Annotated in this window: 12 protein-coding genes; 8 read left to right on the top strand and 4 right to left on the bottom strand. The window is 65.3% G+C overall.

Annotated features, from left to right (window positions below; all coding sequences use genetic code 11):
- The first annotated feature begins 46 nt into the window (after positions 1-46).
- The 5 genes from ACZ60G_RS01775 (at position 47) to ACZ60G_RS01755 (ending at position 6,919) form a co-directional block, all read left to right on the top strand.
- Complete coding sequence (locus tag ACZ60G_RS01775; protein WP_465806346.1) at positions 47-2,650, top strand: bifunctional FO biosynthesis protein CofGH; 2,604 nt, start codon at positions 47-49, stop codon at positions 2,648-2,650.
- Positions 2,651-2,840: 190 nt separating this feature from the next.
- Positions 2,841-3,164, top strand: a complete 324-nt coding sequence (gene fdxA / locus ACZ60G_RS01770; RefSeq protein ID WP_040695137.1) for a ferredoxin — start codon at positions 2,841-2,843, stop codon at positions 3,162-3,164.
- A gap of 24 nt (positions 3,165-3,188) precedes the next feature.
- Entirely contained in the window at positions 3,189-4,292 is a 1,104-nt protein-coding gene (gene dapC, locus ACZ60G_RS01765) for a succinyldiaminopimelate transaminase (RefSeq protein WP_465806745.1), read from the top strand.
- Positions 4,293-4,343: 51 nt separating this feature from the next.
- The gene (gene pruA, locus ACZ60G_RS01760; RefSeq protein WP_465806344.1) at positions 4,344-5,981 is read left to right on the top strand and encodes an L-glutamate gamma-semialdehyde dehydrogenase; all 1,638 of its coding nucleotides are present in this window, start codon (positions 4,344-4,346) and stop codon (positions 5,979-5,981) included.
- The gene (locus tag ACZ60G_RS01755; protein WP_465806342.1) at positions 5,978-6,919 is read left to right on the top strand and encodes a proline dehydrogenase family protein; all 942 of its coding nucleotides are present in this window, start codon (positions 5,978-5,980) and stop codon (positions 6,917-6,919) included. The genes pruA and ACZ60G_RS01755 overlap by 4 nt, the downstream gene beginning before the upstream one ends.
- 29 nt (positions 6,920-6,948) lie before the next feature.
- On the opposite strand, the gene ACZ60G_RS01750 is transcribed toward ACZ60G_RS01755, so the two are convergent.
- Together ACZ60G_RS01750 and ACZ60G_RS01745 are read right to left on the bottom strand one after the other, a co-directional pair.
- On the bottom strand, positions 6,949-7,821 hold the full coding sequence (locus tag ACZ60G_RS01750) for an oxygenase MpaB family protein (RefSeq protein WP_465806341.1): 873 nt from the start codon (positions 7,819-7,821) through the stop codon (positions 6,949-6,951).
- Positions 7,822-7,925: 104 nt separating this feature from the next.
- Positions 7,926-8,810, bottom strand: coding sequence for an oxygenase MpaB family protein (locus ACZ60G_RS01745; protein WP_465806340.1), 885 nt, complete (start codon positions 8,808-8,810; stop codon positions 7,926-7,928).
- 188 nt (positions 8,811-8,998) lie between these two features.
- Here ACZ60G_RS01745 and ACZ60G_RS01740 point away from each other — a divergent pair, with 188 nt between their 5' ends.
- Positions 8,999-9,628: a TetR/AcrR family transcriptional regulator gene (locus tag ACZ60G_RS01740; RefSeq protein ID WP_465806339.1), complete on the top strand. Its 630-nt coding sequence runs from the start codon at positions 8,999-9,001 to the stop codon at positions 9,626-9,628.
- Between the two features lie 3 nt (positions 9,629-9,631).
- Here ACZ60G_RS01740 and ACZ60G_RS01735 read toward each other — a convergent pair whose 3' ends face one another.
- Positions 9,632-10,483 (bottom strand): oxygenase MpaB family protein, encoded by an 852-nt coding sequence (locus tag ACZ60G_RS01735; protein ID WP_465806338.1) that lies wholly within the window; start codon positions 10,481-10,483, stop codon positions 9,632-9,634.
- A gap of 131 nt (positions 10,484-10,614) precedes the next feature.
- Between ACZ60G_RS01735 and ACZ60G_RS01730 the strand changes: the two genes are divergently transcribed.
- Together ACZ60G_RS01730 and ACZ60G_RS01725 are read left to right on the top strand one after the other, a co-directional pair.
- Positions 10,615-12,042, top strand: coding sequence for an acyl-CoA synthetase (locus tag ACZ60G_RS01730; protein WP_465806337.1), 1,428 nt, complete (start codon positions 10,615-10,617; stop codon positions 12,040-12,042).
- Positions 12,043-12,085: 43 nt separating this feature from the next.
- Entirely contained in the window at positions 12,086-12,475 is a 390-nt protein-coding gene (locus ACZ60G_RS01725; protein ID WP_465806336.1) for a PPOX class F420-dependent oxidoreductase, read from the top strand.
- Between the two features lie 267 nt (positions 12,476-12,742).
- Here ACZ60G_RS01725 and ACZ60G_RS01720 read toward each other — a convergent pair whose 3' ends face one another.
- Complete coding sequence (locus ACZ60G_RS01720) at positions 12,743-14,266, bottom strand: FAD-binding oxidoreductase (RefSeq protein WP_465806335.1); 1,524 nt, start codon at positions 14,264-14,266, stop codon at positions 12,743-12,745.
- Positions 14,267-14,384 lie beyond the last annotated feature (118 nt).

The raw sequence follows: 14,384 nt of genomic DNA, 5'->3' as shown, positions 1-14,384 counted from the left end.
CACCCCTCACAAGCACTGGAGGGAGACAGCCCAGGATGTGTAGCGCATGATCGAGGGCGTGACCGAGCTAGCGACCCCGAGCGTCCCGCCCGCACCGCCAACGCCGTCGGCAATGCGCCGTGCGCTGCGGCGGGCCCGCGACGGTGTGACACTGAATGTGGACGAGGCGGCCGTGCTGCTGCACGCACGCGGTGATGACCTCGTCGATCTGTGTCGCAGCGCCGCCCGGGTGCGCGATGCCGGACTGGAATCGGCTGGTCGGCCGCAGACCATCAGCTATTCCCGCAATGTCTTCATCCCGCTGACCAAGCTCTGCCGGGACAAATGCCACTACTGCACCTTCGTCACGGTGCCGGGCAAGTTGCGCGCCGAGGGCAAGGGCATGTTCCTGGAACCCGACGAGGTGCTGGAAATCGCGCGTCGCGGTGCCGAACTCGGCTGCAAAGAGGCCCTGTTCACCCTCGGTGACCGGCCCGAGGACCGCTGGCCGGAGGCCGCGCAGTGGCTCGACGAACGCGGCTACGACTCCACGCTGGACTACCTGCGCGCCGTCTCGATCATGGTGCTCGAGGAGACCGGTCTGCTGCCGCATCTGAATCCGGGCGTCATGAGCTGGGAGGAAATCTCGCGGCTCAAACCGGTGGCGCAGTCCATGGGCATGATGCTCGAGACCACCGCCACCCGCCTGTTCAGCGAAAAGGGCAACTGCCACTACGGAAGTCCGGATAAGGATCCGGCGGTGCGGTTGCGCGCCATCACCGATGCCGGTCGGCTTTCGGTGCCCTACACCACCGGCATTCTGGTCGGTATCGGCGAAACGCTGACCGAGCGTGCCGAGTCGATCATGGCGATTCGCAAGCAGCACAAGGCATTCGGGCATATCCAGGAAGTGATCATCCAGAACTTCCGCGCCAAGGACGACACCGCCATGCGCGATGTCCCCGACGCCGGTATGGAGGAGTTCCGGGCCACCATCGCGGTCACCCGGTTGCTGCTCGGACCCGACGTTCCGGTGCAGGCGCCGCCGAACCTGGTGTCGCACGAGGAATGCCAGGCGCTGATCGATGCGGGCATCGATGACTGGGGCGGCGTCTCGCCGGTCACCCCCGACCATGTGAATCCGGAACGGCCCTGGCCGAACCTCGATACGCTGCGCGAAATCACCGAGGCCGCGGGCTACCAACTCGTCGAACGCACCTCGGCGCACCCGAAATATGTGCGCGCGGGCAACCCGTGGGTCGATCCGCGCATCGGCGCGCACGTCGCCGCACTCACCGATCCGAAAACCGGTCTGGCGAATCCGGATGCGCTCCCGGTCGGCCTGCCCTGGCAGGAACCGGACGAGTCGTGGGAATCCGCGGGCCGTGTCGACCTCAATACCTCGATCGATACCGAAGGCCGAAATACCGAGAGCCGCAGCGATTCCGCACTCGGCCAGGATGTCGTCGGGGCCTTCGGCGACTGGGACACCATTCGCGAACAGGCTCGTGACCTCGCCGTCGCGGCACCCGAGCGACTGGATTCCGATGTGCTCGCCGCGCTGCGCGCCGCTGAAAACGATCCGGCCGGGCTCACCGACGCCGAGTACCTGGCGCTGGCAACGGCCGAGGGACCAGCGCTGGATGCGGTGGCCGCCCTCGCCGACCAACTGCGCCGCGACGTCAACGGCGACGACGTCACCTACGTGGTGAACCGGAATATCAACTTCACCAATATCTGCTACACAGGCTGCCGCTTCTGCGCATTCGCCCAGCGCAAGGGCGATGCCGACGCCTTCACCCTGAGCATGGACGAGGTCGCCGACCGCGCCTGGGAGGCGCACGTCGACGGCGCTACCGAAATCTGCATGCAGGGCGGCATCGATCCGGACCTCCCGGTCACCGGCTACGCCGATCTGGTGCGCGCGATCAAACAGCGGGTGCCATCGATGCACGTGCACGCGTTCAGCCCGATGGAGATCGTGAACGGCGCATCCCGCGGCGGGCAGAGCATTCGCGACTGGCTGGTCGCGCTGAAGGAAGCCGGGCTGGACACGATTCCCGGCACGGCCGCGGAAATCCTCGACGACGAGGTGCGCTGGGTGCTCACCAAGGGCAAACTGCCGACCTCCGCATGGGTCGAGGTGATCACCACCGCACATCAGGTCGGCGTGCGTTCGAGTTCCACGATGATGTACGGCCACGTCGACAATCCGAAGCACTGGGTCGGACATCTGCGGGTGCTGCGCGGAATCCAGGACGAGACAGGCGGTTTCACTGAATTCGTGTTGCTGCCGTTCGTGCACCAGAGCGCACCGCTGTACCTCGCCGGTGCGGCGCGACCTGGCCCGACCATCCGGGACAACCGTGCGGCGCACGCCCTCGCGCGGATCATGTTGCACGGCCGCATCGATAACATCCAGACCAGCTGGGTGAAACTCGGCACAGCGGGCACCCGCATCATGCTCAACGGTGGCGCCAACGATCTGGGCGGTACCTTGATGGAGGAGACCATCTCGCGTATGGCCGGATCGCAACACGGTTCCGCCAAGACCGTCGCGGAACTCACCGAGATCGCCGAGGGCATCGGCCGTCCGGTGCGCGAACGGACCACTACTTATGGGGTGCCACCACGGAAGATCTCCGCGGCGCTGCCACTGACGGTGGGCTAGTCGGTACCAGATTCCCGTTCGTCGTGCTCGGAGTATTCGCAAAGGCGCGGACGCCAGGGGTGTTTCATATCCAGCGAGTGGCAGGCGGGGCGAAGTTGGTTAGGGCAGGCTGCCCCGGAGTAACCTGGGTTGCCGGGATAGTGTGACGCCGGGCGGAGTATCCCCGTGAGGACAGACTAGGAGAGCGGCAGTGCCGTACATCATCGCTGAACCGTGCGTTGACGTGAAGGACAAGGCATGCATCGAAGAATGCCCCGTGGACTGCATCTACGAGGGTGGTCGCATGCTGTACATCCATCCCGACGAGTGCGTGGACTGTGGTGCATGTGAGCCGGTGTGCCCGGTGGAGGCGATCTTCTATGAAGACGACACCCCGGACCAGTGGAGCGGCTACGTGAACGCCAATGTCGACTTCTTCGACGAGCTGGGTTCGCCCGGCGGTGCGACGAAGGTCGGCAAGGTGGACTACGACCCGCCGTTCATCAAAGAGCTGCCGCCGATGGCGACTGAATGAGTAATTAGGTACTGAGTGAGTTCTGTGTCACCGCGTCGCCGGGTCAGCAGTCTGCTGCCCGATTTTCCATGGGACACCATCGCGTCGGTGAAGGCCGAGGCCGCCGCGCATCCGGACGGGATAGTCGACCTTTCGGTCGGCACCCCGGTCGATCCGGTGGATCCGCTGATCCGTGCGGCATTGAGTTCGGTCGCCGACGTGCCCGGATATCCGACCACGCACGGCACGCCCGAACTGCGGGCCGCGGCGGTCGATGCACTGAAGCGGCGCTATGGGATCACCGGACTCGACCCGGCCGCGGTGCTGCCGGTAATCGGCACCAAGGAGCTGATTGCCGGTCTGCCAAGGCTGCTCGGGCTCGGTGCGGACGATCTGGTCGTCATCCCGGAGGTCGCCTACCCGACCTACGAGGTGGGTGCGCTGCTGGCCGGTACCGAAGTGGTGCGAGCGGATGGCCTGACCCAGTTGGGTCCGCAATCGCCTGCCCTTATCTATGTGAACTCCCCATCGAACCCGACGGGGAAGGTGCTCGGTGTCGAGCATCTGCGCAAGGTGGTGCAGTTCGCGCGTGAGCGCGGCGCGGTCGTGGCCTCCGACGAGTGCTACTTGGGCTTGGCATGGGAGGGTCGCGCCGTCTCGATCCTCGATCCGGAGGTGTGCGACGGCGACCACACCGGCCTGCTCGCGGTGCACTCGCTGTCGAAGACCTCCAACCTGGCCAGCTACCGCGCCGGATTCGTGGTGGGTGATGCGGAACTCGTCGCCGAATTGCTCGAGGTGCGTAAGCACTCCGGCATGATGGTGCCTTTCCCGATCCAGGCGGCGATGACCGCCGCACTCGTTGACGACGCCCATGAGGCAGTGCAACGTGAGCGCTACCGTGCGCGTCGCGAGGTGCTGCGAAAGGCCTTGCAGGACGCCGGTTTCCGCATCGATCACTCCGAAGCGGGCCTCTACCTGTGGTCCACCAGGGGCGAACCGTGCCGCACCACCCTGGACTGGCTGGCCGAGCGCGGCATCCTCGCCGCGCCGGGCGACTTCTACGGACCGGGCGCAGGGGAGTACGTGCGCATCGCGCTGACCGCTTCCGACGAACGCATCGAGGCCGCGGCGCAACGCCTGGCCTGACACGTCCCGCAGTCGTGCCCGATGACCCGGGAACGGCGATAGCCTTGGGGTATGGACGCTGTCACGGTAGTCCCTATCCCCAGCAACGAGCCGGTGCATTCCTACGCGCCGGGCAGCCCCGAGCGGGAACTGCTGATCACCGAGCTCAATGAGATCGCTGCCGAATCCATCGACATTCCGCTGGTCATCGGTGGCAAACACCGGCCGGGCATCGGGGCTCGGCACGATATCGTCGCCCCGCACCGACATCGGCAGGTGCTCGGCACCTACACCGACACCACGCATTCGGAAGCCCACGGCGCCATCGAGGCCGCGATCGCGGCGGCGCCCGGCTGGCGCAGCACGACCTTCGACGAGCGGGCTGCCGTCTTCCTGCGCGCGGCGGATCTGCTGGCCGGGCCGTGGCGGGAGACGGTCGCCGCCGCGACCATGCTCGGTCAATCCAAGACGGTCCAGCAGGCCGAAATCGATGCGCCGTGCGAATTGGTCGACTTCTGGCGATTCAATGTGGCCTTCGCGCGCCAGATTCTGCAACAGCAGCCGCAGTCGAGCGCCGGGGTGTGGAACCAGATGGACTACCGCCCGCTGGAGGGGTTCGTCTACGCGATCACGCCCTTCAACTTCACCGCGATCGCGGGCAATCTGCCGACCGCGCCCGCGCTGATGGGCAATACCGTGGTGTGGAAGCCCTCGCCGACGCAGACGCTCGCGGCCTTCTACACGATGCGGCTGCTCGAGGCGGCGGGACTGCCGCCGGGTGTCATCAACATGGTGACCGGCGACGGTATCGAACTGTCACAGGTCGCGCTCGCCGATCCGCGGCTGGCGGGTATCCATTTCACCGGCTCCACCAAGACATTTCAGTTCCTGTGGTCCCAGGTCGGCGCGAATATCGGCCGTTACCGTTCGTATCCACGGTTAGTGGGTGAGACCGGCGGTAAGGACTTCATCGTCGCGCACTCGTCCGCCGATCCGGATGCCTTGCGTACCGCGCTGATTCGCGGTGCCTACGAATATCAGGGCCAGAAATGCTCGGCGGCTTCGCGCGCGTATATCGCTCGCTCGGTGTGGCGCACAATCGGTGACGACTTCCTGCAACTGACCCGCGAAATCAGCTACGGCGATGTCGCCGATCTGACGAATTTCGGTGGGGCACTGATCGATCGGCGCGCCTACGACAAGAATGTCGCCGCCATCGAACGCGCCAGGTCGGCGGGTATCGCCATCCCGGCGGGCGGCGAATACGACGACAGCGAGGGCTGGTTCGTCCGGCCCACGGTGCTGGTGGTGGACGATCCGCACGACGACGCCTTCGCCACCGAATATTTCGGTCCCATCCTCGCGGTGCACGTCTACGACGATGCCGAACCCGGCTCCTACGCGGCGGTATTGGCCGAGGTGGAGTCGGCGGCACCCTACGCACTGACCGGCGCGATCTTCGCGCAGGACCGCAAGGCCGTCGAACGGGCCTCGGCCGCACTGCGATTCGCCGCGGGCAACTTCTACATCAACGACAAGCCGACCGGCGCGGTCGTCGGTCAGCAGCCCTTCGGCGGTGCGCGCGCCTCGGGCACCGACGACAAGGCGGGTTCGCCGCTGAACCTGCTGCGCTGGGTCGCGCCACGCACGATCAAGGAGACCTTCGTGCCGCCGGGTGATTACCGGTATCCGCACATGGGGTCGGAATGAATCCACTGCGGCCGGTCATTCTCGCGGCCTCCGCATCGCCGCGGATGAAGCGCATCGTCACCGGAACGCCGGTCACCGCGGAGATCGTCCGGCGCTTCGTGGCCGGTGCGGGCCGTGCGGAGTTGATTCCGGTGGTGCGGGAGCTGCTCGCGAGCCATCGGCTGATCAGCGTCGACTTCCTCGGGGAGAACACCACCGACCGGGCACAGGCCGATGCCACGGTGGCCGAATATCTTTCGCTGATCAACGATCTGGCGGCCATGAACGGCTTCCGGGATGCCACGGCGCGTACCGAGGTGTCGGTGAAACTCTCCGCGCTCGGGCAGGCGCTGCCCGCCGACGGCCCGGCCGTCGCCACCGAGAACCTGCGCATTCTGTGTACCAAAGCGGCCCAGGCCGGAGTGTGGGTCACCGTCGACGCGGAGGACCACACCACCACCGAAGCCACGCTGACCACGGTTCGTGAAATGCGTGCCGAATTCCCTTGGCTCGGCGCGGTATTGCAGGCCTATCTGCATCGCACCGAGGAAGACTGTCGCGAGCTGTCCGGATCGCGCATCCGCTTGTGTAAGGGCGCATATCGGGAACCGCATACCGTCGCCTACCAGCGCTCCGCCGAAGTGGCAGATTCCTATCTGCGCTGTATGGAGATCCTGATGGGCGGTCCAGGCTACCCGATGGTGGCCACCCACGATCCGGTGCTCATTCTCGCCGCCGAACAGCTGGCCGCCGAAACCGGCCGTGGCCCGGACCGATTCGAGTACCAGATGCTCTACGGCATCCGCGATCCGGAGCAGTTGCGGCTGGCCGCCGCGGGCAATGCCATGCGGGTGTATGTGCCCTACGGCAGCCAGTGGTACGGCTACCTGACCCGCCGCCTCGCCGAGCGTCCGGCCAACCTCACATTCTTTCTGCGCGCATTGGTCAGCAAGTCCTAGGGGAATGGCAGCCGACGGGGTGGGTGAGCTCAGACGAGCGGCTTGCCGAGACGATGCCGCCTGCGCATATCCCACAGGCAGAGATTCATCGGAAAGAGCCTGGCGGGTTTGGGAAGTATGCGGTGCACGGCGCCGATCGCACGCAGCAGTTTGTTCGCGAAGCGCTCCTGGCGTTCGCTCCAATCCATACGCATCTCGGCGCGCAGGTGCGGCGGCAGCAGACTGGTCACCAAGAACCGCTGCAGCCGGGCGAATAGTATGCGCAACGGCCAGGCGACCATCTTCAGATCGATGAGATCGTTGAAGTACGCGCGGGTGCGGGCATCAACCGTCTTGGTCGCAAGAGTGGTATTCCAGTACTCCTGGAAGGCTTTTCGGTCGGGGGGCCACATTTCCGGTCGCATCTGCAGGGTGGTGCCGAGCCGGGCGGCGTACTGGTACAGCACATCCGCGGTGTCCTCGTCCATCGGCCCGTGCAGCCGCTCCTCCAGATCGACCAGGCCCCAATACAAACAGGCGGCGACCCACAGTTGCAGCTTCGGGTCGAAGGCGTTGTATTTGACCGCGGCGCCCGGCTCGGAATGCACCGCGCGATGTGAGCCGTTGACGGCCTCGCGATAGTTCGCGCGGTCCTCCTCGGTGCCCATCAGCGCCACCGCGAGATAGGTCAGCGTAGTGCGCGTCCGCTTCCACGGGTGCACATCGATCCGGCCGGATTCGACCGTGCTCTCCATGACGCCGTACGCGACCGGCCGCAGGCTGAGCTGCATGATGACATTCGCCGTTCCACCGAGGAAGGCCGCGACACCGCTCCAGAATTCGTCCATCGCGAAGTTGTCGACGGTGCCGTAGCGACAGGTCGGTCCGGGATCGGGCGGCTCCACGGGTAGTGGCAAGGTCATCGTTGGCCTCGTCTTTCAGGGGGTCGATCAGCGGCAATCGAAAGGTGATGAGAAGAATTGGTATTTACCTTCTCATCGCCTCGAGGGCGTGTCAAACGGTCCCCTTATACGAGCGGTTTACCCAGTCGGATGCGGCGGCGAACGTCGAACATGTAGGCGTTCAGCGGGAACATCCGTGCCGGCTTCGGCATCCGGGTGTGCACCGCCGAAATCATCCGCAGCAGCCGATCGAAGCGGCGCTGATCACGCTGGGACCAGGTCATTCGCATCTCATTGCGCAAATGCTGTGGCAGCAGGCCGGTTACGACGAAGCGCTGGAATCGGGCGAAGGCGAATTGGACGGGGCGCGGCATCATCTTCAGATCGATGAGGTTGTCGAAGTAGTCGCGCAGGGCCGGTTCGATACCGCGCTCGGGCAGGTTCTTGTCCCAATACCGTTGGAATTCCGCACGATTGGCGGGCCACATCTCCGGTCGCATCTGCAGGGTGGTTCCGAGCCGGGCGCAGTAGCGGTAAAAGTCCTCGGCCACATCGGGATTCATCGGTCCGTGCATGCGGGTGTAGAGGTCGTCGATGCCCCAGTAGAGGCAGGCGGCCACCCAGAGTTGCAGAGTGGGATCGAAGGCGTTGTATTTCACCGGACTCGCCGCGGTCGAGCGGACCGGTCGATGCGATTCGTTGACCGCCTCCCGATACCGTGCGCGCTCTTCGTCGGAGCCCATCAGTGCGACCGCGAGGTAGCTCAGGGTGGTGCGCAGCCGTTTGATCGGGTGCAGTGTGACCTTGCCGCTGTCGACCGTGCTCTCCAGTACGCCGCGCCCGACCGGTCGCAGGCTCAGCTGCATGATCACATTGGCGGCGCCGCCCAGGAAGGCCGCGACTCCGTCGACGTACTCCTCGACGGTTTCCGGGGTAATGGGCTCGACGGCGGCGGGGCCGACGCGGCCGGGAATCGGCAGGTAATCGGCACTGCGGAGGGGTTCGGTCATCGTTGACCTCGCCTTTCTGTAGCCATCCGCGACCAAGGCGGATGGATGAGAAGGTTCTACACAAACCTTCTCATCGCCTCGCCGTGGTGTCAATCACGCTTTCGGGGGCGTTCGTGGGTGGCGCTGACTGACGGCATGCGATGCTAGCGGTGTCATCGTGTCATCGGAGCGGAATAGGGGTGGAAGTTATGGCGACGCTGACCAGACTGCTGGCGCTGGTACGCAGCACTGGCCCGGAGGACCGCAACCAGACACGGGTGCTGGATGCCGCTCTGCTGGCGTTTCTGGACTTCGGTATCAAGCGGACCAGCATGGTGGAAGTCGCGCGGCGGTGTGGCCTGTCGCTGGCCACCCTCTACCGGCGCTTCGCGAGCAAATCCGATCTGATCCAGGCCGTCGGGATGCGGCAGGCGCGGCAATTCGTCGAGCAGGTGGATGCGGCCCAGCAGCGGCAGGTCGATCGCGATGCCGGCGCCGAGGAGCAGATCGTGGAGCTGTTCGTCGCCTGCCTGAACGGACTGCGCGGCAACAAGCTGCTCGACCGATTGTTGAAGACCGAGCCGGAGATCGTGCTGCCGTATCTCACGGTCAAGGGTGCGCCGGTGCTCGAGCTCGGCCGCGACTATGTGGCCGAATTCATCACCCGGCTGCAGGGGGAGGGCAAGTTGCCCGAATACGATCCGGAGCCGGTCGCCGAGATGATCGCACGGACGGCGCTGTCCTTGGCGCTGACGCCGCAAACGGTCCTTCCGCTCGACGACGATGCCGCGATCCGCAAGTTCGCGCGCGATCACGTGGTCGTTTCGTTCCGGCTGTAGAAATCACACCAGCCGCAGACCGAACCGCTTGCGAATGCGCATATCCCACAGGTAGGCGTTGATCGGAAACATCCTGACCTGCTTCGGCATTCGGGCGGTGATCGAGCCGATGGTGTGCATGATTCTGGCGAGTTTCCGATCGTCGTCCGCGGTCCAGGTCATGCCCATCTGGTCGCGCAGATGCTCGGGCAGCAGGCCGGTGACCACGAAGCGCTGGAACCGGGCGAACGGTAAGCGGGCGGCGCGCGGGAGCATCTTCAGATCGATCAGATCGTTGAAGTAGTCGCGGATCGGGGGATCGATGGTGGTCTTCGCCAGATGTTCGGTCCAGTACTTGTCGAAGGCGGCACGGTCGGCGGGCCACATTTCCGGACGCATTTGCAGCGTGGTGCCGAGCCGAGACCCGTAGCGGTAGAAGGCTTCCGCCTCGGCGTCGTCCATCGGTCCGTGCATGCGCTCGTACAGATCGCGGGCGCCCCAATAGAGACAGGCGGCCACCCAGAGCTGCAGTGCGGGATCGAAGGCGTTGTACTTCACCGGACTCGCCGCGGTCGACTTGACCGGATGATGCGACAGGTTCACGGCCTCGCGATAGACGTCGCGTTCGTCATCGGTGCCGAGCATGGCGACCGCAAGGTAGGTGAGGGTGGTGCGCAGCCTCTTTATCGGATGCAGCATGACCTTGCCGCTGTCGACGGTGCTCTCCAGCACGCCGTAGCCGACCGGCAGCGTGCTGAGCTGCATGATGACATTCGCCGTTCCGCCCAAGAACGCGGCGACACCGTCGAGGTATCGCTCGATATCGAACGCGTCCTCGGCGGGTGTGGACGCGGGTTTGCGAAACGGGCTGGTCATTGTCGACCCCGTTCTCATCGTTGAGAAGGAATTGCTTAGACGTTCTCACCGTCTCATGGGTGTGTCAACCGTCACGTTCTCGTCTGGGGGGAGCTTGATGGTGCGGTGTCGTGCCGAAGTAGCGTGAGCGAATGTCGTTCGGTCCGCCGCTGCTGCTTCGTTCGCTCAATCCGCTCGCTGTCGCCGGGGGAGCGGATATCCCGAATGCCGTCACCATCGACGGGGTGACGCTGTCGCGCAGTGATCTGCTCGGTGCGGCAACGTCGGTGGCCGAGCGCATCGCGCGCGCCGATCGGGTTGCGGTACTGGCGCGACCGACCGTGACCACGGTGCTCGCGGTGGTCGGCTGCCTCATCGCCGGGGTGACGGTGGTGCCGGTGCCGCCGGATTCGGGGACCGCCGAACTGGCGCATATCCTCGCCGATTCCGGTGCGCAGGCGTGGTTGGGTGAGGCGCCGGAGGGGACGGATCTGCCGGTCGTTCCGGTGCGCGTGCACGCGCGCTCGTGGCATACCTATCCCGAACCAGGTCCCGCCACACCGGCATTCGTGCTGTACACCTCGGGGACCACCGGTCTGCCGAAGGGAGTTGTGCTCAATCGCGGTGCGATTGCCGCCGGGCTCGATGCGCTCGCCGACGCGTGGGCTTGGACGTCGAACGACGTTCTGGTGCACGGTCTTCCGCTGTTCCACGTGCACGGGCTGATCCTCGGTGTGCTCGGGCCGCTGCGGGTGGGCAGCCCGCTGATCCACACCGGGAAGCCGACACCGCAGGCATATGCGGACGCGCGTGGCACGCTGTATTTCGGGGTGCCCACCGTGTGGTCGCGAGTGGTCGAAGATCCCGATGCCGCAAGGAAATTGGCCGATGCGCGGCTGCTCGTCTCGGGTAGTGCGCCGCTGCCGGTGCCGGTGTTCGAACGGCTGCGCGAACTCACCGGGCACGCGCCGATCGAGCGGTACGGGATGAGCGAAACGATGATCACGCTGTCCACCCGGTTCGATGGGGAGCGCCGTCCCGGATGGGTCGGCACGCCCGTCGCCGGTGTCGAGACCCGGCTGCGCGACGAGGCCGGTGCGGATGTCGCGCATGACGGTGAGAGCATCGGTGGCCTGCAGATTCGCGGTCCGATGCTGTTCGACGGTTACCGCAACCGGGCCGAGGCGACCGCCGAATGCTGGACCGAGGACGGCTGGTTCAAGACCGGTGATGTCGCGGCCATCGATGCTGATGGTTTCCACCGCATCGTCGGCCGGGAATCGGTTGATCTCATCAAGTCCGGTGGTTATCGCATCGGCGCGGGCGAAGTCGAGACCGTACTGCTCGGACATCCGGATGTGGCCGAGGTTGCGGTGGTGGGCCTCCCCGACGCCGATCTGGGGCAGCGGATCGTCGCGTACGTCGTACTGCGCGGTGCCGCACCGGATTCCATCGAGAAGGCTCTCATCGAGCATGTGGCCGAACAGCTTTCGGTGCACAAGCGCCCGCGTGAGGTCCGCGTGGTGGATTCGCTGCCGCGCAATGCCATGGGGAAGGTGCAGAAGAAGCTGCTCGGCTGAACAACTTGACCTCTACTTCGGTTCAGGTTCTACGGTCGCCGGTATGAGCGCAGCACTGACACCCGAACAGATCGACTACCTGGCCACCCAGCGCCTGGGCCGATTGGCGACCGTACGCCCCGACGGCTCACCCCAGAACAGCCCGGTCGGCTTCCGCTACAACGCCGAACTCGGCACCATCGATATCGCGGGCTGGAATATGGGCAAATCCTGGAAATTCCGCAATATCGCCACCAACAACCGCATCGCCTTCGTCGTCGACGACGTCGCCTCCGTCCAACCCTGGCGCGTCCGCTGCCTCGAAATCCGCGGCACCGCAGAACAATTGATCGACGTGGAGCCTTACGTCTCGGGCCTCTCCCGAGAAATGATCCGTATCCATCCGACCCGAGTGATCGCTTTCGGCTTGGAGGCGGGCGTCACCCACGGGTAGGGCCTTTATGACAAGTAGCGACGGCTGGCCGGCAACCACGCCGGGCACGAGCGATCGCGCATGGTGCAACGTGGATAACGACCGCGTGCCCCTGGCTGCCGTGCAGCGCACCGCCATCACCAGCACGCGGTAGCAACGCCGCGAACATGGGCCGCTACATTCCCATGTTCGATGTGCCCTCGGCGGGGCACGTCGAACACGGGAACGCGGACGACTTGCGGTTTTCGGGTGGGCGGTTGGTGATCGAAGCCGATTATCAGTGGTCGATCAGTGTGACGCGGGTGGGATGCTCTGTTCGTACTGGAAGACGTTGTGGGGGTCGTACTTCGCCTTGATCCTGCATAGCCGCTCGAAGCGCTGGCTCCCCCAGTAGGCGGTCTGCCACTCTTGCATTCCGACATTCGGCACGTTGACGTAGGCGCCGTCTGCGTAGGGCCGCAGCGCCTGGCCGAACTCAGCGGTCCAGGCCTGGGCCTGCGAGGTCAGCGGGTCGCCGACGCCTGGTTGTGTTGAACGAGTCCCCCAGGCTGCGCCGATCTCGCCGTAGAAGAGCGCGTCGCGATGCGCGAACGCCGTGCCGCCGGGGGGCTCCCGCTTGATCGCCCCACCGAAGGCATCGACGAAGTAGTTGCTCTCCTCTGTGGGAGCGTTTCGCATGAAGTCGCCGATGATGTCGATCGCCTGCTTCGGAAACCGCTCTTTGACGAACTCCGAGAAGAACTTCCAGTTCGCGGGCTCTTGCGCGAGCGGGACCTGGGCTCCCGCAAAGAAGTCGCCCCAGTTACCGACCTGCACCGTGACATCGGGCGTGCCGACCGACAGGATCGGAGCCAGCATCTCTGTAGCCTGTGCCGCTGCCCCGTCCACAAGCCACGCGGACAGCAGGATCTGGGACTTGTGGATCTCGAGCTCGGATCCCAGACGGCTGTCGGCGGACGGCACCGTACGCTGCCACGCTTCGAAGACCCCGTACAGGTCCCCAAGTCCATCCCATGTCGCCTGCACATAGGCGAGATGCTCGAGCGGATACACCTTATAGGTGAGTTGTGTGACGATCCCGAAGTTGCCGTTTCCCGCCCCGCGAAGTGCCCAGAGCAGGTCCGAGTGGTGCTGCAAGTCCGCGTTGATCACCTTGGCGCAGTCGTGACCCGACGGGACGACGACCTCGGCCGCCATCAGGCTGTCGCAGGCCATGCCGGCCCAGCGGTTGAGGGGACCGAGGCCACCGCCAAGCGTCGCACCACACAAGCTCACGCTGCCCTCGCTCCCGGTTGTGACCGCAAAGTTCTGCTTCGCGAGCGTCGTCACCGCTTCCAGTTGGTTCAGCCCGGCACCGACCGTCGCGATACGAGCGCCAGGGTCGATCTGGACCGACTTCAGCTGGCTGACGTCGATTACGATGCCGTTGTCGATGTTCGACCAGCCTTCGAGGGCGTGGCGGCCGCTCCGCACCCGCAGCGCGATGTTGTGCTGCCGCGCCCACGTCAGGGCGTTCACCACGTCCTGGGTTTCCTGTGCGAAGGCGATGACCAGCGGATAGTGAGAAAAGAGCTGGTCCCAGCCGAGTCGCGCATCCGTGTACGACGCGTCACCCGGGCGGACGATGTGGCCGGTCAGCGTCGCGGGCGGGCATCCTGGGCTTTTACTCGGGTGGTCCGCGCCCACAATTCCCGGGGCGCTTGCGTCCGCAATATCCGGCGTGTCAGCGGCCGCAAGGCCCGAGACAACGACTGCTCCGACGCCAGCGGCCGCCGACGTCCTGAGCAGGTCACGGCGAGAAAGATCGCTCAAAATTCAGATCCTCTCAATCGGTCTACGCCAGTACCGGGCTGCCAAGGGAACTCTTAGCCGCTGGCCGCCGGGCAGTCCTTTGTGGTCGACCCCCGCACGGTAACGGGATGAGGTGGTG

The sequence above is a fragment of the Nocardia sp. NPDC102475 genome, assembly GCF_055584605.1.
Note: the sequence above shows the minus strand (reverse complement) of the source record. Positions and strands in the feature narration are given on the sequence as shown.